The 20,684-nt window shown below is 72.3% G+C and carries 8 protein-coding genes; 6 read left to right on the top strand and 2 right to left on the bottom strand.

All coding sequences use genetic code 11. The features are described 5' to 3' along the window. Nucleotides 1–13 precede the first annotated feature (13 nt). The 5 genes from ACIP63_RS16655 (at nucleotide 14) to ACIP63_RS16635 (ending at nucleotide 16,321) form a co-directional block, all read left to right on the top strand. A complete protein-coding gene (locus ACIP63_RS16655; RefSeq protein WP_401516214.1) occupies nucleotides 14–955 on the top strand; it encodes a FecCD family ABC transporter permease in 942 nt (313 codons plus the stop codon). Further along, complete coding sequence (locus ACIP63_RS16650) at nucleotides 952–1,737, top strand: ABC transporter ATP-binding protein (RefSeq protein ID WP_401516211.1); 786 nt, start codon at nucleotides 952–954, stop codon at nucleotides 1,735–1,737. Before ACIP63_RS16655 ends, ACIP63_RS16650 begins: the two co-directional genes overlap by 4 nt. A 1-nt stretch (nucleotide 1,738) precedes the next feature. Then, complete coding sequence (locus tag ACIP63_RS16645) at nucleotides 1,739–11,710, top strand: amino acid adenylation domain-containing protein (protein ID WP_401516209.1); 9,972 nt, start codon at nucleotides 1,739–1,741, stop codon at nucleotides 11,708–11,710. Continuing rightward, entirely contained in the window at nucleotides 11,707–13,107 is a 1,401-nt protein-coding gene (locus ACIP63_RS16640; RefSeq protein WP_401516207.1) for an MDR family MFS transporter, read from the top strand. Before ACIP63_RS16645 ends, ACIP63_RS16640 begins: the two co-directional genes overlap by 4 nt. 205 nt (nucleotides 13,108–13,312) lie before the next feature. After that, on the top strand, nucleotides 13,313–16,321 hold the full coding sequence (locus ACIP63_RS16635; protein ID WP_401516204.1) for a family 16 glycoside hydrolase: 3,009 nt from the start codon (nucleotides 13,313–13,315) through the stop codon (nucleotides 16,319–16,321). A 56-nt stretch (nucleotides 16,322–16,377) separates the two neighbouring features. On the opposite strand, the gene ACIP63_RS16630 is transcribed toward ACIP63_RS16635, so the two are convergent. After that, complete coding sequence (locus ACIP63_RS16630) at nucleotides 16,378–17,139, bottom strand: hypothetical protein (protein WP_401516201.1); 762 nt, start codon at nucleotides 17,137–17,139, stop codon at nucleotides 16,378–16,380. A 301-nt stretch (nucleotides 17,140–17,440) separates the two neighbouring features. Between ACIP63_RS16630 and ACIP63_RS16625 the strand changes: the two genes are divergently transcribed. Beyond that, nucleotides 17,441–18,709: a ricin-type beta-trefoil lectin domain protein gene (locus ACIP63_RS16625; protein ID WP_401516199.1), complete on the top strand. Its 1,269-nt coding sequence runs from the start codon at nucleotides 17,441–17,443 to the stop codon at nucleotides 18,707–18,709. Nucleotides 18,710–18,783: 74 nt separating this feature from the next. Here the strand turns inward: ACIP63_RS16625 and ACIP63_RS16620 are convergent, their stop codons facing one another. Next, nucleotides 18,784–20,607 carry a glycoside hydrolase family 2 protein gene (locus ACIP63_RS16620; RefSeq protein ID WP_401516196.1) on the bottom strand — a complete coding sequence of 608 codons (1,824 nt, stop codon included), beginning with the start codon at nucleotides 20,605–20,607 and terminating at the stop codon, nucleotides 18,784–18,786. Nucleotides 20,608–20,684 lie beyond the last annotated feature (77 nt).

Here is a 20,684-nt window from a genome sequence, read left to right as displayed (position 1 = left end):
ACTTGTGTCGGTCATGACCGTCCTGATGCTGGGCCTCGGACTGCTCGGCCTCTGCTACGGCGCCTCCTGGGCCTCCCCGGCCAAGGTGTTCGCCGTGCTGACCGGCGCGGAACACTCCGTGGTCATCTCGGACTGGCGGCTCCCGCGCGTGCTGGCCGGGCTCGTCTTCGGCGCCGCACTCGGTGTGGCGGGGGCGATCTTCCAGAACCTCACCCGCAACCCGATGGGCAGCCCGGACGTGATCGGCCTCGACGCCGGCGCCTACACCGGTGCCCTCGTCGCCCTCACCGTACTCTCGGGCACGTCCGTACAACTGGCCGCCGGCTCCGTGCTCGGCGGACTGGTCGTCGCCGCGGCGATCTACCTGCTCGCCTACCAACGAGGCTTCTCCGGACTGCGGCTGGTGGTCATCGGCATCGCGGTCAACGCGATGGTGACGGCGGTCAACTCGTGGATCGTGCTGCGCGCCGAGCTGGAGGTGGCCATCGCCGCAGTCGGCTGGAGCGCGGGTTCACTCAACGGCGTCGGGTGGGGCGACGTGCAGATCCCGTTCGCGGTGATCGCCGTACTGCTCATCCTGATGACCACGCGGGCGCACGCCATGCACCAGGCATCGCTCGGCGACGCGGTCGCGGCGACCACCGGGGTCGGACTCAACCGGCTGCGGCTGCTGATGGTGCTGGTCGGCGTCGGCTGCACGGCCACGGTGACCGCGGTGGCCGGGCCGATCGCGTTCATCGCCCTGGCCGCCCCGCAGATCGGCCGCAGGCTCGCCGGCGCGGCCGGCGTGCCACTGCTCCCGGCCGCGCTGACCGGGGCGGTTCTGCTCCAAGGCGCCGATCTGCTCGCCCAGATGCTGCTGGCGCCCGTCGCGCTGCCCGTGGGAGTGGTGAGCACCGCGATCGGCGGTTGCTATCTGATCTGGCTGCTGACCAAGGAGGTGAGGCGCGCGTGACCGCACGCCTGACCGCGCGGGACATCACCCTGCGCTACGGAGACCGGGTCGTGTCCACACGGCTGAGCCTCGACGTCCCCGACGGTGCGTTCACCGCCGTCGTGGGCCCCAACGCCTGTGGCAAATCGACCCTGTTGCGCGCCCTGGTGCGGCTGCTGCGCCCGGAGGCCGGCCACGTGGAACTCGACGGCCGTGAGGTCGGCGGGTACGCGCCCAAGGCGCTGGCCAAGCAACTCGGCTTCCTGCCGCAGGACCCGCTCGCCCCCGATGACATCAAGGTCCGGCAGCTCGTGAGCCGGGGACGGTTCCCGCACCAGTCGCTGCTGGCCCTGTGGTCGCCGGACGACGAGGAGGCCGTCACCGAGGCGATGGCCGCCGCCGGTGTCGAGGACCTCGCCGAACGGCCGGTGCAGGAACTGTCCGGCGGGCAGCGGCAGCGGGTGTGGATCGCCATGGTGCTGGCCCAGCGGACGCCCTACCTGCTGCTCGACGAACCGACGTCGTTCCTGGACATCACCCACCAGTACCAGTTGCTCGGCCTGCTGGCCCGGCTGCGCGACGAGGGCCGCACCGTCATCGCCGTCCTGCACGACATCAACCAGGCGTGCCGCTTCGCCGACCACCTGGTCGCCATGAGGGACGGCAGGGTGGTCGCCGAGGGCGTCCCCGGAGACATCGTGGACGCCGCCCTCATGAAGGACGTATTCGACCTGCCGAGTGTCATCGTCCCCGACCCCGTGACCGGCACACCGATGGTCGTCCCCACACTTCAAGGAGAGTAAGTTGAGCACCGCAAGCGTCTCCTCCGGCGGCCTCCTCCCCCTGACCCGGGCCCAGTTGGGCATCTGGAACGCGCAGCGTCTGGAGCCGGACTCGCCGTACTACGTGGTCGGCGACGTCGTGGAGATATCCGGCGGCGAGCCGGTCGACGTCCAGGCGCTGGTCGAGGCGGTCCGGGCGACCACCGAAGAGGCGGAGACGCTGCGGTTGCGGGTGTACGACACCCCCCAGGGGCCCCGCCAGGCGGTCAGCGAGGAGCCGGTCGAGCCCCCCGAGGTGATCGACGTCAGGGGAGCGGCCGACCCCGTGGCCGCCGCGCAGGCACTGGTCGACGCCGAGCGGGCGCGGGCGGCCGAGCAGTGCCGGGGGATGGTGGACCGGCCGCTCTACTCACGTACCGTCATCCGGCTCTCCGACCGGGAGGTCTGGTACACCCAGCTCGGCCACCACCTGGTCTTCGACGGCTACACCGCCGCGATGCTCGCCCGCCGCACCGGCGCCCGCTACACCGCCCTGGTGCGGGGGAGCGAGCCTGCCAGGTCGACGTTCGGCAGCTTCGCCGCTCTCGTCGCCACCGACCAGGCCTACCGGGACAGCGACCGGTTCGCCGAGGACCGGGCGTACTGGGTCGAGCGGTTCACCCCGCTGCCCGAACTCGGACCGGACGGCCCCGACACCGCTGTAGGCGCCCCCGACCGCACCCTCACCGCCCGTACGGTCCTCGCACCCGAGGAGACGGCCCGGCTGCGCGCGTTCGCCGACACCGAGGGCGTCACCTGGGGTGAGGCGCTGATCGCCGGGTACGCCGCCTTCCTGCACCGCATGCTGGCACGCACGGACGTCGTGTTCGCGCTGCCGCTGATGTGCCGGGCCGGCTCCGTCGAGCTGCGTACGCCCGCCATGGCCGTCAACGTGCTGCCGCTGCGGGTCACCGTGCGCGGCGGCGACGGGCTCGGCGACCTGAGCCGGCGGGTGGCCACCGCGATGCGCGAGATGCGCGACCACCAGCGGTACCGGGGCGAGGACCTTCCGCAGGACCTCGGTGTACCCGGCGCCGGCGCTCTGCTGCACGGACGCGGGATCAACCTCAAGGCGTTCGACCTGGCGATCGACTTCGCCGGGGCCGGCGGTGTGATGCGCAACGTCGCGGGAGGCCCTCCGGAGGACATGGGCCTGAGCGTCCTGCCGACCCGGGACGGCGGGCTGCTGCTCGGCTTCGAGGTCGACGCGCGGACCAACGACCAGGCAGCGGTGGACAGTCTGCTGTCCGGGCTGCGCACCCTGCTGACCGCCCTCGTCGACGGCAGGCCCGTCGGGCGGATCGCCATGACCGGCGACGTGGACCGGCTGATGCGGGCCTGGTGCCCGGCGCCGCTGCCCGGCACCCCCCTGGACGTGCCCACCGCGTTCGACGCTATGACCGCCGCCGGACCCGGGCGTACGGCCCTGGTCTGCGGTGAGGAGCGGCTGACGGCGGCGGACCTCGCGGACCGGGTGCACCGGCTGGCCCGCGCACTGCGGGCCCGCGGGATCGGGGCCGACGACGTCGTGGTGCTCGCGCTGCCACGCTCCGCCGACTCGGTCGTCGCCCTGCTGGCCGTGCTGGACGCGGGCGCCGCCTTCCTGCCCCTGGACGCCGCGTACCCGCCCGAGCGACTGCGCGAGCTGATCGACGACACCCGCCCCGCACTGGTGGTGACCTCCGGCGCGATCGACGGGCTCGCGTGGGACACCCTGCTCGCCGAGGCCGCCGTCCTTTCGGGCGCGCCCCTGGCGGCCGGTGAACTGGCCGCGCCCCGGCACCCCGAGCACCTGGCCTACGTGATCCACACCTCCGGGTCGACCGGACGGCCCAAGGGCGTGCTCGGCCGCGTCGGCGGTCTCGCCGCGCTGCTTCACCACCAGCGGTCCACCGTCGTCGCGGAGGCCGAACAGGCCGCGGGCAGGCGGCTGCGCGCCGCTCACACCTACTCGTTCGCCTTCGACTCCGCGTTCGACCACCTGGTGTGGCTGCTCTGCGGCCACGAACTGCACGTCTACGACGCGGAGACGATCCGCGACGCCGACGCCCTGCTCGCCGCGTACGCCCGAGACGGCATCGACATCGTCGACACCACGCCGTCCATGGCCGCGCCGCTGATCGAGGGCGGTCTGCTGGACCTGCGTCCGACGCTGCTGGTCCTCGGCGGCGAAGCCACCCCGCCCGCGCTCTGGCGGAAGGTCGCCGGGTCGGGGACGAACGCGCGCAACATCTACGGCCCGACCGAGGCCACCGTCGACAGCACCACCGCCCGGATCGACGACGGGGAGCCGACGATCGGCCACCCGCTCGCCGGCACCCGGACCTACGTGCTGGACAGCGCGCTGCAACCCGTCCCCTACGGCACGACGGGCGAGCTGTATCTGGCAGGGCCGCACCTGGCCCGCGGCTACCTCGGCCGGCCGGGAGCCACCGCCGACCGCTTCGTCGCCGACCCGTACGGCGCCCCGGGAGACCGGATGTACCGCACCGGCGACCTGGCCCGATGGGTGCCCGGCCGGGGCCTCGCATACGGGGGGCGGGGCGACGGGCAGGTCAAGATCCGCGGACACCGGGTGGAGACCGGCGAGGTCGAAGCGGCCCTCGCGGCGGTCCCCGGTGTCACGGCGGCCGCCGCCAGGGTGCTCTCGTCCCGGCTGGTCGGTTACGTCGTGTCGGCCTCGGTCAGCGGGGACGCGGTGCGTGCGCACCTCGCCGAGCGGCTGCCCGACCACATGGTGCCGACGGCGGTGGTGGTGCTCGCCGAACTGCCCGTCACGCCCAACGGCAAGCTCGACCGCGCCGCCCTGCCCGCGCCCGCGGCCGCAGGCGGCGGCCGGGGGCCGAGCACCGAGCAGGAGCGCCTGCTCTGCGCCGTGCTCGCCGACGCGCTCGACGTCGAACGGGTCGGGGTGGACGACGACTTCTTCGCCCTCGGCGGCGACAGCATCACCGCGATCACCGTCAGCAGCAGGCTGCGGGCCGTGGGCCTCGGGCTGCGGCCGCGAGACCTGCTGGCGCGCCGTAGCTTCGCCGCCCTGGCCGCCTCCGCCGAACTGCTGCAGGACGTCCCCGAGCCGGTGGACGACCCGGCCGGAGCCGTGCCCGCGCCGCCGATCGTACGCGGCCTGCTCGACCCGCATCCCGATGTGGACGTCGTCGCCGGCTACGCCCAGTGGACCGCGCTGAGCGTCGACGAACTGGACCGCGACGCCCTGGTCACCGGCGTGCAGGCCGTGCTCGACCACCACGACGCCCTGCGTCTTCGGGTGGCCGACGGCCTGGAAGTGCTGCCCCGGGGCACGGTTCGGGCCGCCGTGGACGAGGTGCGCGGCGAGGACCCGACCGTCCTGGCCCGGCGACTGGCGGGAGAACTCGACCCCAGGACGGGCGACCTCCTGCGGGCGGCCCTGCTCCGCACCGGCGACGACACCGCGGACCGTCTCGTCGTCGTCGTGCACCACCTCGCCATGGACGGCGTGTCCTGGCGCGTCCTCCTGCCCGACCTGCACACGGCGTGCACGGGCGGCGCCCTCGACCCGGTCGGGGCCTCGTGGCGGCGGCACTCCCTGCTGCTCGCAGAACAGGGGACGACCGGCGCGCGACGGGGCGAACTCGGCCACTGGCGACAGGCGCTCGCGACCGCGTCCCGGCTGGGCACCCGGCCGCTGGACCCGGCGCGTGACACGGTGTCGACCGCCCACCGCTCGGTCACGGTGGCCTCACCCGAGGCCACCGAGGCAGTGCTGACGACACTGCCCGCGGCCTACCGCGCCGGGGTGGACGAGGTGCTGCTGGCGGCGCTCGTGCTCGCCCTGCGGAGCTGGGGCCTGTCCGGCGACGACATCACGGTCTCCATGGAGGGCCACGGCCGCGAACACCTCGACCTCTCCCGCACGGTCGGCTGGTTCACCAGCGAGTACCCCGTGCGCGTCCCCGCCTCCGACGACGCGGGCCGTGCCCTGCGCGCCGCCAAGGAGGCCAGGCGCCACATCCCCGACGCCGGCATCGGATACGGCGTCCTGCGCCACCTCGACCCGGAGGCCGCTGCCGAGCTCTCGGCCACCCCACCCCCGGACGTACTGCTGAACTACCTGGGCCGGTTCGCCCCGCTGTCCGCGACCGGATGGCGTCTGCCGGAACACGACGCGTTCTCGGTGATCGAGCCCGGCGCCAAGGCCCTGGAACAGGTCCTGGCCCTCAACTGCTTCGTCCACGAGGGAGACGCGCCCCGGCTCGCCGTCGAGTGGACCGCGGCGACCGAAGTGCTCGGCACCGACGTCGTGGCGGCGCTGCAGACGGCCTGGGCCGCGGCCCTGGACACACTGACCGAGCACGCGCTCCACACCCCGGGCGGGCTCACCCCGTCCGACCTCCCGCTGGTCCACCTCGACCAGGCAGCCATCGACGCCCTCGAACGCACCGGCCGCATCGCCGACGTACTGCCCGCCACACCGCTCCAGGTCGGGCTGTCCTTCCACACCCTGGTCCGCGACGAGGACGACACCGACGTCTACGTCGTCCAGGCCGTGACCACCCTGGCCGGCGAGCTGATCCCGGACCGGATGGCGGAGGCCGCACGCGAACTGCTGCGCCGGCACCCCGCTCTGCGCGTGTACCTGGGCACGGCCGGCGACGACGTGGTGCAGGTGATCCCCGCCGACATCACTCTGGAGTGGCGGCAGGACGACCGGTTCCCCGAGGCCGCGCGCGCCGATCTGGAGCGCCCGTTCGACCCGAGCAGGCCACCGCTGATCCGCTTCCTGCTGTCCCGTGTCGGGCCCGCCGAGCACAAGCTGGTGATCACCAACCACCACTCCCTGCTCGACGGCTGGTCGATGCCCCTGGTCGGCCGGAGCCTCCTCGCCATCTACGCCGAGCTGGGCGGCGGGCCCGCCGCCCCCGCCGGTCAGCCGCTGTCGGAGTACTTCCGGTGGCTGGCGGGCCGGGACCGGGACGCGTCACTCGCCGCGTGGCGGGACGCCCTGGCCGGCGTCGACGACGCGACCAGGCTGGCACCCGCGCGCACCGAGACCGGCATCGAGCGGCCGGGCCGCGAAACCATCGGGCTGGACCGCGGGTTCAGCGACCGGCTGCGCGCGTTCGCCCGCGACGAGGGCGTCACCCTGACCACGGTCCTCCAGACCGCGTGGGGACTGCTGCTGGGCAGGCTCACCGGACGCCTCGACGTGGTGTTCGGCTGCCCGGTCTCCGGGCGGCCCGCCGAGGTCGACGGAGTCGAGTCGATGATCGGCCAGCTCGGCACCACGATCCCCGTACGCGTCCGGCACAGCCGGGACATGACGGCCCGTGAGCTCATGGCCCGGGTGCACTCCGAGAGCGTCGCCCTGGCCGAGCACCACCATGTCGGTCTGCCCGAGATCCAGCGGGCCACGGGCATCGGCGAACTGTTCGACACGATGCTCGTGATGGAGAACTTCCCGCTGTCCAGCCGGAAGCGCACCCCCCTCGCCCCCGGCCTCGACCTCGCCGGGGTGGACATCACCGACGCCACGCACTACGCGCTGACCGTCATCGTGATCCCCGACGACGAGATCACCATCGGCTTCGGCTACCAGCCACGCGCCTTCGAGGCGTCGGCCGTGCGCGACTACGGCCGCTGGCTGCGCAACCTCCTGCGGGAGATCGTCGACGACCCGGCACGGCCCGCGATCCGGCTGCCCGCACTCGACGCGGACGAGCGCGCGCGGATGCTCCGCACCGGAACCGAGGTCGTCGCCGCCAAGGCCCGCGGCCACTGGCTGGACGAGTTCGCCGCCTGGGTCGACCGCAAGCCCGGCGCCGAGGCGCTGGTCTGCCGGGACCGGAGCCTCAGCTACGCAGAGCTGGACGCACAGGCGAACAGGCTCGCCCACGCGCTGATCGCGCGCGGCGTACGGCCCCAGGACCCGGTGGCGGTCCTGCTCGGACGCGACATCGAGATGACCGTGGCGCTGTTCGGCGTGGCCAAGGCCGGCGCCGTGTACGTACCGATGGACGCGAGTTACCCGCGCGAGCGCCTGGCCTACATGTTCGACGACATCGAACCGGCCGCCGTCGTGACGACCGGCGCCGAACTGCCCGTCGCACGCGAGATCCCGGTCCTGCGGCTGGACGACCCGAGCACGCTCGCGTCGGCGCCGGACACCGACCCGGCCGAGGCACGCGCCGCGCTCACCGACGACGCGCTCGCCTACGTCATCTACACCTCCGGCACCACCGGGCGCCCCAAGGGCGTAGGCGTGACCCACCGAGGCGTGCCCGACCTGATCGCGCTCCAGGAGGAGGTCGTCGGCGTCACCGAGCACGACCGGTACCTGCACTTCGCGTCGACCAGCTTCGACGTCGCGTTCTGGCAGACCATGGTTCCCCTGCTCTCGGGCGGCACGTCCGTGATCGCACCCGAGGAGGTGCGCGTGCCCGGCGACGAACTCCTCGACTACATCGCCGAGCACCGGGTGACGGGGGTGAACCTGCTCCCCTCGTTCCTGGCCGCGATGCCCGACGACCGCACCGTCGATCCCGACGTGTTCTTCGTCGTCGGCGCCGAGCGCCTCGACCCCGAGCTGGCGCGGCGCTGGGGCGAGGGCCGCAGGGCACTGTTCAACGCCTACGGGCCGACCGAGGTCACGATCAACTCCACGACGTGGCGGTACGACCCGCAGGACACCGGACCGCTGCCGATCGGACGCCCGGACCCCGACGTCCGCGCCTACGTCCTCGACGGCGGGCTCCAGCCGGTCGGCGTCGGCGTGACGGGCGAGCTGTACCTCGGCGGGCCGAGCCTGGCGCGCGGCTACCTCGGCCGTCCCGGCCTGACCGCCGCGACGTTCGTGGCCTCCCCGTTCGGCCCGCCGGGGGAGCGGATCTACCGCACGGGCGACCTGGTGCGATGGCGGCCGGACGGGCAGCTGGTGTTCCTCGGCCGCGCCGACCACCAGGTCAAGATCCGCGGTTTCCGCGTCGAACTGGGTGAGATCGAGACCACCCTCACCGGTCATCCCGATGTCCGCGCCTGCGCCGTGATCATGCGGGAGGGCAGGCTCGTCGGCTACGTCATCCCGACCGACGACGCCGACCTCGACACCGCGCGACTGCGCGAGTACCTGGCCGGGGAACTGCCCGACCACATGGTGCCCACGGCGCTCGTGCCGATCAGCCGGCTCCCGCTGAGCCCCAGCGGCAAGCTCGACACCTCGGCGCTGCCCGCTCCCGAGATCACCGCCGCCGCACGACGCGAACCCGCCACCGAGGCCGAGGCACTGCTCCTCGCCGTGTTCCGGGACATCCTGGGCACCGACGAGGTCGGCCTCGACGACGACTTCTTCGCCGTCGGCGGAGACAGCATCGTCGCGCTGCAAGTGGTCTCGCGCGCCCGGCGCCAAGGGCTCGGACTCGCCGCGCGCGACGTTTTCGAGGGGGAGACCGTCGCCGGCATCGCGGCGCGGGCCCGGGACCTCGACGCCGGCGACGCACCCGCGGTCGGGGACGCCCCGCTGACCCCGGTCATGCGGGACCTGCTGCGCCGTGCCGGGGCCGCCGCGGACGGATTCTGCCAGTGGGTGGAGATCTGCGTCCCGTCCGGCGGCGACGAGACGACCTGGCGGGGCGTGCTCGACACGCTCCTGGCCCGGCACGACGTGCTGCGCGCCCGTCTGGTCGGGGACGTACTGCGCATCCCGCCCGTCGGCGCGGTCACCGGAGCCGACGTGCTGACCCGCGTACCGGCGGCGGACGGCCTGCGGGCCGCCTCCGACGCCGGGACCGAGGCGGCCCGGGGTGCGATGGACCCGCGCACCGGTCCGCTGCTGCGCGCGGTATGGGTGGACGCCGGGCCGGCCAGGCCGGGCCGACTCGTCCTGATCGCCCACCACCTGGTCGTCGACGGTGTGTCCTGGCGCGTCCTGCTGGACGACGTGGAACACGCCTACTCCGGTGGGACCCTGGCCCGGCACGGCGAGTCGTTCCTCGGCTGGGCGCGTTCACTGCACGACGCCGACCGGCGCGCCGAACTGCCGCACTGGCAGCGGATGAGCGCCACACAGGCTCTCGCCCGCCCGCTCGACCCCGCCCGGGACACCGTGGCCACGGCGACGCACCACGAGATCCGGCTCGACCCCGAATCGACGCGCGCCCTGGTCACGACGCTGCCCGCCGCCTACCGCACCACCCCGGACGCCGTGCTGCTGACGGCGCTCGCCCAGGCGGTACGGGACTGGCGCGGGCCGCGGAGGCTGCTGGTCGCGCTGGAGAGCCACGGCCGCCCCCGGCAGGTCGACCTGTCACAGACCGTCGGCTGGTTCACGGCCGTCCACCCCGTGCTGCTCGACGCGGACGATGACGTCAAGGCCGTCAGTGAGCGGCTGCGCGCACAGGGCGACGGCCTCGGCCACGGTGTTCTCACCGCTGCCGGCCTGCTGGACCCCGTGGAACCGGAGGTCGCGTGGAACTACCTCGGCCAGTACCCCGGCGCCCCGGCGGACGAGACGCCGTGGCAGGCAGCTCCGGACGCCGACCCGCTCGGCTCGGGCGGCTCCGACGCCATGCCCCTTCCGCACAGCCTGATGGTCAACGCCCTCGTACGCGACGACGTGCTCGGCGTACGGATCACATGGCCGTCCGCGCTGTTCACCGCCGCCGAGATCGAGGACCTGGGCGGACATCTGCGGACCGCGCTCCTGAGCACCGCGGCCGCGCCGGAGATCAGGGCGCTCGGCCCCGACCGGCCGGTCGCCGGCATCCAGCCGCTCACGCCGTTGCAGGAGGTGATGCTGCGGCACTCGCGCACCGAGCGGCCCGACCCGTACACCGTGCAGTCGGCGTTCTCCCTCGCCGGCCCGCTCGACACCGACGCCCTGCGCGCCGCGGGTGACGAACTGCTGGCCCGCCACCCGAACCTGGGCGCCGTGTTCCCCGCCGCCCTGGCGGTGATCCCCATGTCGCCCAGGCCGGACTTCCGGGTGACCGACGGGCCGGCCGAGGAGGTGCTGGCCGCGGACCTGGCCGAGCCCTTCGACCTCACGGCAGGCCCGCTGGTGCGCCTGACCGTGATCAGGCGCGGCCCCGACCGCTCCGACCTGGTCCTGACCACCCATCACGTCCTCTCCGACGGCTGGTCGGCCCCGCGCATCCTCATCGAGCTGTTCGCCCTCTACACGGCGCGGGTCCGGGGCGTGGCCCCGGAGCTGCCCGCCCCCGTACCGTTCGCCGACTACCTGAGCTGGTGCGCCGACCACGAGCCCGACCTCGGGGCCTGGAAGGCCGAGCTCGACGGCCTGCCCGAGGGCGACCACCTGGGTGGCGGAGTGCCGGGCCCGGCATGGCAGGACCCCGAGGTCATCGACTTCGACGCCGCCTTGGTGGCCGATCTCAGCCGCCTCGCCGCGGGGCGCGGTCTGACACGCAACACGCTGGTCCAGGGCGCGTGGTCGGTGCTGCTCGCCAGGCGCTCCGGCCGGACGGACGTCTGCTTCGGGGCCATGGTCGCCTGCCGTCCCCCGGAGCTGGACGGTGTCGAGGAGATCATCGGGCTGCTGGCCAACACCGTCCCCGTACGGGCACGGCTCGCCGGCACGCTGGCCGACACGCTGGCCGACCTCCAGACCCGGCAGCGGGCCCTGGTGGAGCACCAGCACGTCGCCCTGTCCGACCTGGAACGGCTGACCGGGCGGAACCGGCTGTTCGACAGCATGGTGGTGTTCGAGAACTACCCCGTCGACCCGGAACGCCTCCGCGAACCCGCCCCCGGGCTCACGGTCGTCGGGACCCGCTTCCGCGAGGCCACGCACCACCCGGCGACCCTGACGGTCATGCCGGACGGCGACGGCTGGACCGGCGTGCTCGCCCACCGGGCGGGCGTGGACGTCGACGGGCTCGCCGAGGAGCTGCTCGACCTGCTCCGGAACCTGGACAAGCACCTCGACGCCGACGTGCTCGATCTCCTGGAGGGCCGATGAGCAAGGACGTCGCGCCTCCCGTCGAGCGGGTGGACCGACAGCTGCTGCGGGTCGCGTTCATCCTGGTGCTCGGCACCTTCATGGCCACGCTGGACGCCACGATCGTCAGCGTCGGAATCGACGCCCTGACCGACGAGTTCGGCGCATCGGTCGCGGAGATCCAATGGGTCAGCACGGCCTACCTCCTGGCCGTGGTCGCCGCCGTGCCCGCGTCCGGCTGGCTGGCCGACCGGTTCGGCGGCAAGCGGACATGGCTCGCCGCCGTGGGCGTCTTCCTGCTCGGCTCGCTTCTGTGCGCGCTGGCGTGGTCGGCGACCAGCCTGATCGTCTTCCGGGTGATCCAGGGCCTCGGCGGCGGCCTGCTGCCCGCGACCGGGCAGGCACTGCTGGCCCGCGTCGCGGGACCGAACCGCACCGGCCGGGTGATCAGCGTCGTCGCGGTCGTCCCGCTGCTCTCACCGGTCTTCGGCCCGCTCGCGGGCGGCTCCATCCTCAGCGTGGCGCCCTGGCCGTGGCTGTTCCTGGTCAACCTGCCGATCGGGGCGGCCGCCGCTCTGCTCGCCCGCCGTCACGTCCCGGCGGTGGCGCCGTCGCCGCGGCGGACGCCGTTCGACGTGCGGGGCGCCGCGCTGCTCTCGCCCGGCCTGGCCGTGCTGGTGTACGGGCTGACCGAGGTGGCCAACGGCAGCACCCTCCCCGCCGCGGTCGGAGTGACCGCGGGCCTCGCGATGCTGGCCGGTTTTACCGTGCACGGGCTGCGCACGCGTGCCACACCGCTGGTCGACCCCCGGCTCTTCACCCGGCCGCCCTTCGGCGCGGCCGCCCTCGCACTGGCGGTGCTGGGCGCTTCGGTCTTCGGCACGATGTTCCTGCTGCCGCTGTACTTCCAGACCGGCCGCGGCCTCTCGGCCTGGGAGGCGGGGCTGCTCCTGGCCCCCCAGGGGCTGGGCGCGGCCGCCGGTTCGGTCCTGGTCAACCGCACCATCGACAAGGTCGCGCCGCGGACCCTGGTGGTGACCGGAATCGTGCTGATCCTCGCGGGCACCGTTGCGTTCACCCAACTCGGCCACGGCATCCCGGACGCCGTGATCGCCACCGCGCTCGCCGTACGCGGCCTCGGGATGGCGATGGTCGGAGCGCCGGTGATGAACATCGTCTACAGCCGGATCGAGCCGGAGCAGCTGCCCCGTGCCGCCGGAGCGCTCAACCTGCTCAACACCGTGGGCGGTTCAGTGGGTACCGCCGCTCTCGCCGTGGTCCTCCAGAGCCGGCTCTCCGCCCGTGGCCAGGACATCTCCTCGGCGTTCGCCGACACCTTCTGGTGGGTTCTCGGCTTCTGCCTGCTCGCCGCGGCAGGGGCCACGAGGCTGCCCCGTACGCAGGCCAGGACGCCATGACGGCCCCGCTGTAAGGATCTTGACGCATGGTCAGTAGCCAGCCCTCCGGGGCCACCGGGGCGTGGGCCGAACTTTGAACTCGCAGATGACAAAGTATGGACTTCCCCGGCAGAAGTCCCCTAGCGTGGCGGCGCCACCGTAGGCGCACAGCTCATGCGCGGATCAGTACAGCCCGACCGGAGTGCCACCCCCTGCTGGAGGACCGATGCATCCACGGCTGTTGTCACGTGCCCGAAGACGGCTCACCACTCTGCTCGTCGGCGCCTTCCTCGCGGGCGGCGTCTGGGCCGGCCACCCGGCCGCCGCCGCGCCCGACGACATTCCGCCCCAGGAACCCGGCGTCACCCTGCGCGTGTTCGACACCCAGGTGCCACTCAGCAAGCTGTGCACGCTGAAGCCGGGACAGACACCCAACCACGACAAGCTGATGCCCACCGTGGACTGGTCCACGGCCGACGACTTCGGCGGCTACGCCGACAACTTCGTGGCGGAGGCGTCCGGATACCTGGTCGTCCCGGCCGACGGGACGTACTCCTTCCGCCTCAACAGCGACGACGGCTCCCGGCTGACCGTCGACGACCGGGAGGTCATCGACCACGACGGTCTGCACGGCGCCGAGCCCAAGGACGGATCCGTCCAGCTCACCGCGGGCTCCCACCCGTTCCGCGTCGACTACTTCGAGCGCGGGGGCGAGCAGCAGCTGACCCTCGCGTGGAAGCCGCCGGGCGCGGCCGACTTCGGCGTCATTCCGAGCGAGTCCCTGAGCACCGACGCGGGGGTCGTCCGGGTCACCGCGCCGGGCCGCAAGGAGTGCGAATCCGGCGCGGACAGCCCCGGTGACGGACTTCCGCTCACCGATGTGCGCCCCGACCTCGACCTCACCGATCTGCGCCCGGACGGCTTCGAACCGCAGGTCACCGGAATGGACTGGCTGCCTGACGGCCGCCTGGCGCTCTCCACCTGGGGTGGCTCCGAGAACGTCACGGGCGAGGTGTACCTCCTCGACCACGTCACCGGTGACACCAGCCGCGACAAGGTGACGGTGACGAAGGTCGCCGAGGGGCTGCGCGAGCCGATGGGCATCAAGTACGTCGACGGCTCGCTGTACGTCTCGCAGAAGCACGAACTGACGCAACTCGTCGACACCGACAAGGACTTCGTCACCGACGAGTACCGCACGGTCGCCACCTGGCCGTACGGCGGGAACTTCCACGAGTTCGCGTTCGGGCTGCTCTACCGTGACGGCTACTTCTACGTGAACCTGTCCGTCGCCATCAACTACGGCGGCGCGACCACCACCCCGCAGCCGGCGCAGGGCCGCGGCACGACGTACAAGGTCAGCAAGAAGACGGGCAAGATCCATGCGATCGCGGGCGGGCTGCGGACCCCGAACGGCATCGGATGGGGCCCCGGCAATTCCATCTTCACCACCGACAACCAGGGCGGCTGGCTGCCCGCGTCGAAGCTCGTGCAGATCAAGCAGGACCGCTTCTTCAACCACTACACCCAGCCGACGGGCACGTTCGACAACCAGCCCGTGACCCAGCCGGTGCTCTGGCTGCCGCAGAACGAGATCGCCAACTCTCCCAGTACGCCGCTGTATCTGACGGAGGGCCGCTTCGCCGGCCAGATGCTGTTCGGCGACGTCACCTACGGAGGGCTCCAGCGCGGTTACCTGGAGAAGGTGAAGGGCCAGTACCAGGGCGCCGTGTTCCGCTACACGCAGGGCCTCGAAGCCGGCGTCAACCGCATCACCATGGGTCCCGACGGCGCCATATACACGGGCGGTCTCGGCGCGGACGGCAACTGGGGCCAGGAAGGGAAGCTGAAGTTCGGCCTGCAGAAACTCACACCGAACGGGGGCAACACCTTCGACATCAAGGAGATGCGTGCCGTTCCCGGCGGTTTCGACTTGGAATACACCCAGCCCCTGTCGGAGGCCACGGCCGCGGAGCTGACGTCGCGCTACCAGGCGGAGCAGTGGCGCTACACGCCCACGTCCGACTACGGCGGCCCGAAGATCGCCGAGGAGCAGCTCGCCGTGAGCTCGGCGGCCCTCTCCGAGGACGGCCGCACCGTGCGGCTGCGTCTCGACGGGCTCAAGCCCGACCGCGTCGTACACCTCCGCTCACCGCGCCCCTTCGCCGCCGAGTCCGGCGAGACCCTGTGGAGCACGGAGGCCTGGTACACGCTCAACGCCCTGCCGGGGAAGCAGCCGCCGCCGGCCACGCTGTACGAGGCCGAGGAGGCACGGCTCACCGGCACGGCAGGCATCCACACCGACCACACCGGCTACTCGGGCAGCGGCTTCGTCGACCGCTACGCCACCGAGGGCCAGGCCGCAACGACCTTCGACGTGACAGCCCCCGAGGTCGGCGACTACGACGTGAACCTGCGCTACTCCAACGGCCCCAACCCCTTCCAGGGCACCAAGTCCCTCTCCCTCTACGTCAACGGGAAGAAGGTGAGACAGACGGAACTCGCCTCCACCGGCACCTGGGACGCCTGGTCGACGCAGACCGAGCGGGTCCGCCTGCACGCGGGGCCGAACACCGTCTCGTACCGCTTCGACCCGGGTGACACCGGTCATGTCAACCTCGACCTGATCACCGTGCGCCCGCACGGAGCTCCTGTCGCCCTCTTCGACGGGACCACCGCCTCCCAGGCGCAGTGGCAGCACACGGACGGCCGGACGGTCGAATGGCCGCAGGCCGCCGAGCAGTCCATGGAGGTGTGCTGCGGTGACATCCGCACCAAGGACGCCTACCAGGACTTCAGGCTGCGGCTGGAGTTCCGGGTGCCGCTGCTGCCGGACGACGTGACGGGCCAGGACCGGGGCAACAGCGGGATCTACCTCCAGGACCGGTACGAGCTGCAGATCCTCGATTCGTTCGGTGACACCACCCTCGCCACGAACGAGGCCGGTGCGATCTACGAGAAGAGGGCGCCGGACGTCAACGCCGCCACCGCTCCGGAGACCTGGCAGACATACGACATCACCTTCCGTGCGGCACGCTTCGACGACAGCGGGCGCAAGACCGCCGACGCGCGCGTCACGGTGGTGTGGAACGGCAAGAAGGTCCATGACGACGTCACGATCGACGGACCGACCGGTGCGGGTGCGCCGGAAGGACCCTCGGCCGGAGCGATCCGTCTCCAGGACCACGGCAACAAGGTGCGGTTCCGTGACATCCGCATCGAACCGCTGAGCTAGCGCCCTTCGTTCGGGTCAGGAAGCGGGGCACCTGCGGACCACGCGGGTGCCCCGTGTCAGCCGGCCGGGGCTTCCGACGCGCGCCAAGCGGTCGCGAGTCCCTCCAGCCACGCCGGCGGGAGCTCCGCCCGCTCCCACTCCGCCCGGAGCGCCTCCGGCGCGCCGACGAGGCGTTCGAGCACGGCGATGCTCGTGGGGGAGTGGAGGAGGGAGTAACGGCCGTGGACGGCGATGTGGCTGCCCGGCCCGAACCGCGCGTACAGCCGGTCCAGCCGCTGCCGGTGGGGCTCGGTGAACCGCTCCAGCTGCCCGGCGTACCCGACCCGGCCCACGACGCTCATCGTGCCGAGCACGGCGCCGAGGACTTCGTCCGACACCTCGGGGTCGAGGTCCGAGGTACCGCTGAACGCGAGGTAGAGCGGTGTCACCGCGACCTTCGCGCGCTCCACGTCCACCCGTCCGACGAGGTGATGGCCCCCTGCCGCGCCCCCTGACGGGCCGGATGCCGGGCCGATGGCACGCTCGAGTGCCCGCTCGGCGACGCGGAGGAGTTCGTCCCCGACCGCCCGGGCGCCGTCGTGCCAGCCGGCGCCGTACGGCCCCTCGGAGCCGGCCGGGGCGCTCCGCGCCTTGCCGGTCTCGTCGTACGCGTCCACGACGGCGCCGGCCTCCACGAGCGCGATCAGTTCTTCCGCCTCGCCCCGGAACACTCCCGCGCGGCCGAGGAGCTCGAAGAGGGTGTTCTTGGCGTTCAGGACGCTGGCGGGGTCCAGCGGGGGCCGGCCCATCTCGGCGGTGTCGATCGTGTCCCTCCTCATACGTCCGTGCTCGGTGTTCACCATAGTTCGGGAGGGCGGTGTGCGGCGGGCGCCGCGGGGGCGTTGCCGTGCTGATCACCGGAGCCGCTCCGGCGTACGTATCTCCGGTCTATACCAAACCCTTGACACGCTCCGTGTTCACTCCTTATATCAAGAGGTGAACTAAGTGCTTCCACCCCGTCGCCCGCCCTTTCCGCTCGGTTCGGGGGGCGTACGGGGAGTGTTCGATGTGGTGCCTGCCCGTCTCGCTCGGATCTGACATGCGCACGTCAGTCCATCACGCTCCCCGAAGGGAGAAGGCATGAGTTCCCCGCGTTCGCCTCGGCGTCTGGTTCTGTCCCTCGTCATGGCGCTCGGCCTCGCCTCGCTGGTCACCGTCCCTGCGCAGAGCGCACCGGCGCCGGTGACCCCGGCCGCAGCCCCCGCACCCGCCGCCCTCACGTTCTCGGACGACTTCGACGGTCCGGCCGGGTCCGCCGTCAACGGCTCCAAGTGGCAGATCGAGACCGGCGACAACGTCAGCAACCACGAGCGGCAGTACTACACGGCGGGCAGCAACAACGCCGCCCTCGACGGCCAGGGCAACCTGGTCATCACCGCGCGCAAGGAGAACCCCGGCAACTACCAGTGCTGGTACGGGCGGTGCGAGTACACCTCCGCCCGGCTGAACACGGCCGGCAAGTTCACCACCACGTACGGCCGGGTGGAGGCCCGGATGAAGATCCCGCGCGGGCAGGGCATATGGCCCGCCTTCTGGATGCTCGGCAACGACATCGGTCAGGTGGGCTGGCCCAACAGCGGTGAGATCGACATCATGGAGAACGTCGGCTTCGAGCCCGGCACCGTCCACGGCACGCTGCACGGTCCCGGCTACTCCGGCAGCGGCGGCATAGGTGCCGGCTACACCTTGCCCGGCGGACAGGCGTTCGCCGACGCGTTCCACACCTTCGCCGTCGACTGGAGCCCGAACTCCATCACCTGGACCGTCGACGGCACCGTCTACCAGCGGCGTACCCCCGCCGACCTCGGCGGACGGCAGTGGGTCTTCGACAAGCCGTTCTTCGTGATCCTCAACCTGGCGGTCGGCGGCTACTGGCCCGGCGACCCCGACGCGAGCACCTCCTTCCCGCAGCAGCTCCTCGTCGACTACGTCCGGGTCAGCTCCGACAGCGGCCAGCCGGGCGGCGGCGGAGGACCCATCACGGGTCTGGCGGGGAAGTGCGTGGATGTGGCGGCCGGATCGGCTGCGAACGGTACGGCGGTGCAGTTGTACGACTGCAACGGCACGGCCGCGCAGCAGTGGACCGTCGGAGGCGACGGCACGATCCGGGCGTTGGGCAAGTGCCTGGACGTGACGTCCGGGGGCACGGCGGACGGAACCCCGGTGCAGCTGTACGACTGCAACGGTTCGGCGGCACAGCAGTGGGCGACGCCGGCGGCCAGGGACATCGTGAACCCGCAGGCGGACAAGTGCCTCGACGTGAGCGGCGCGAACACCGCCAACGGCACCCGGCTGCAGATCGCGACCTGCACAGGTGTCGCTGCACAGAAGTGGACGGTGACCCGCTGACCCTGGGCCCTCGCCGGAGCTGTGACCGGTGCTCTCGCGGCGCGCACCGCCGCGGGAGCACCGGTCTCCGTGCGCTAGTGGCCGTCCTGCTCCTCGATGGCGGCAGGACGTGTCTGGGCTGCCCGGATGCGCTCCACGTCGAGTTTGGCTGAGCGGTCGAAGCGGTAGACGCCGTTCTCCTCCTGGAAGACGTCGGTCAGCTGTGTGTAGCAGTAGCCGAACATCGCGGGGTCCCGCAGCAGCACGCCGGTGAGGCCGCTGAAGCGCTCGTGGAACTCCTCCTCGTTGCGCACCCGCTCGCCGTAACCCCAGGAGACGGTGCGGTCCTCGCCGGACAGCTCGGCCGCGGCCTCCGGGTTCCACCAGATGCCGCCGAACTCACTGACGAAGTACGGCTGCCCCCGGTAGGGCTGGGAGTAGGCGGCCCCGTTCTCGTAGGCGTTGACGAACGGCTCGCCCTTGGCCAGACCGGCCATCAGCTGCCGGAAGGTCTCCGGATCCTGCTCGTAGTTGTGGGCGTCGTAGACGTCGGTCTCCGCGACCCGGTGGGCGTAGCCGGACGCGTCGATCACGGGACGGGTGGTGTCCAGCGCCTTGGTGGCGAGGAACATGGCCCGGGTGACGTCGTCGAGCCCGGTGATGCGGTCGTGCAGCTTCTGGTACGTCTCGTTGAGCGGGCACCAGCCGACGATCGACGGGTGCGAGTAGTCGCGTTCCACGGCTTCGAGCCACTGGCTGACGTAGGACGCGTCGGGCTGCTGGTTGTTCCCCGACGAACCGCCCGTCTCGCAGCCCCAGTCGCCGAACTCGCCCCAGACCAGATAGCCGAGGCGGTCCGCGTGGTACAGGAAGCGCTCCTCGAAGACCTTCTGGTGGAGCCGGGCGCCGTTGAAGCCCGCTTCCATCGCGAGCTCGATGTCGCGGACCAGCGCCTCGTCGGTCGGCGCGGTCATCAGCCCGTCCGGATACCAGCCCTGGTCGAGGACGAGCCGCTGGAAGAGTGGGCGCCCGTTGAGAGTGACCGCCTTGCCCCGTACGCCCACGGCGCGCAGCCCGGCGTAACTCTCCACCGAGTCGAGCACCTCGCCCCCCTCGTCGGTGAGTTCGAGCCGGAGGCCGTACAGGTGCGGGTCGTCCGGACCCCACTCGCGCCGCCGCTCCTCCGGGACCGGGAGGTGGAGACGGGGCGCGAGGTCCAGGTCGGCGCGTGCCTCGGCCCGGCACACCTCTCCGTCCCCGTCGCTCAGGACGGCCCGCACACGGTGGCCCGGCAGGTTTCCGGACAGCGGGAGTTCCAGGTGGAAGGCGGAGCCGGCGAGGTCCGGGGTGATGCGCGGACGCCTCAGATGCACCTCATGGACGGGCTCCAGCCAGACGGTCTGCCAGATGCCGGTCACACGCGTGTAGTTGCAGTCGTGGTTGGCGTACTTGATCGCTTGCTTGCCCCGCGCCTGCGGGCCCGAGCGGGGGTCGCGGGCCCGGACGGTGACGACCACCTCCTCCCCGGAGCCGGCGATGTCGCCGAGATCGGCGGAGAACGGGGTGAAGCCGCCGCGATGACGCGCGACCTCGGTGCCGTTCGCCCAGACGGTCGTGTCGTGGTCGACGGCCCCGAAGTGCAGCAGGACCCGGCGTCCCGCCCACGCGGCCGGCAGCCGGAGAACCCGTCGGTACCAGACGGCCTCCAGGAAGTCGGTGTCGCCGATCCCTGACAGCTCGGACTCCGGCGGGAAGGGTACGAGGATCTCCCCGCCCAGCTCCCGGGTGAGGAGACCACGCTCGAGACCGCTGTCGCCTCTGTCGGTCTCGAACTGCCAGAGGCCGTTCAGGTTGAGCCAGTCGCGACGGACGAACTGCGGTCGCGGGTACTCCGGGCGGGGTACGGAGTGAGTGGGCACACATGCTCCAGTGAGTCGTCGGACCGGCGGCGGACCGCCGGCCCCGGGGTGGTACGGAGAGAGGGGAGTGCGGGGCG

Source organism: Streptomyces sp. NPDC088746, assembly GCF_044751065.1.
Lineage (GTDB): Bacteria > Actinomycetota > Actinomycetes > Streptomycetales > Streptomycetaceae > Streptomyces.
Note: the sequence above shows the minus strand (reverse complement) of the source record. Positions and strands in the feature narration are given on the sequence as shown.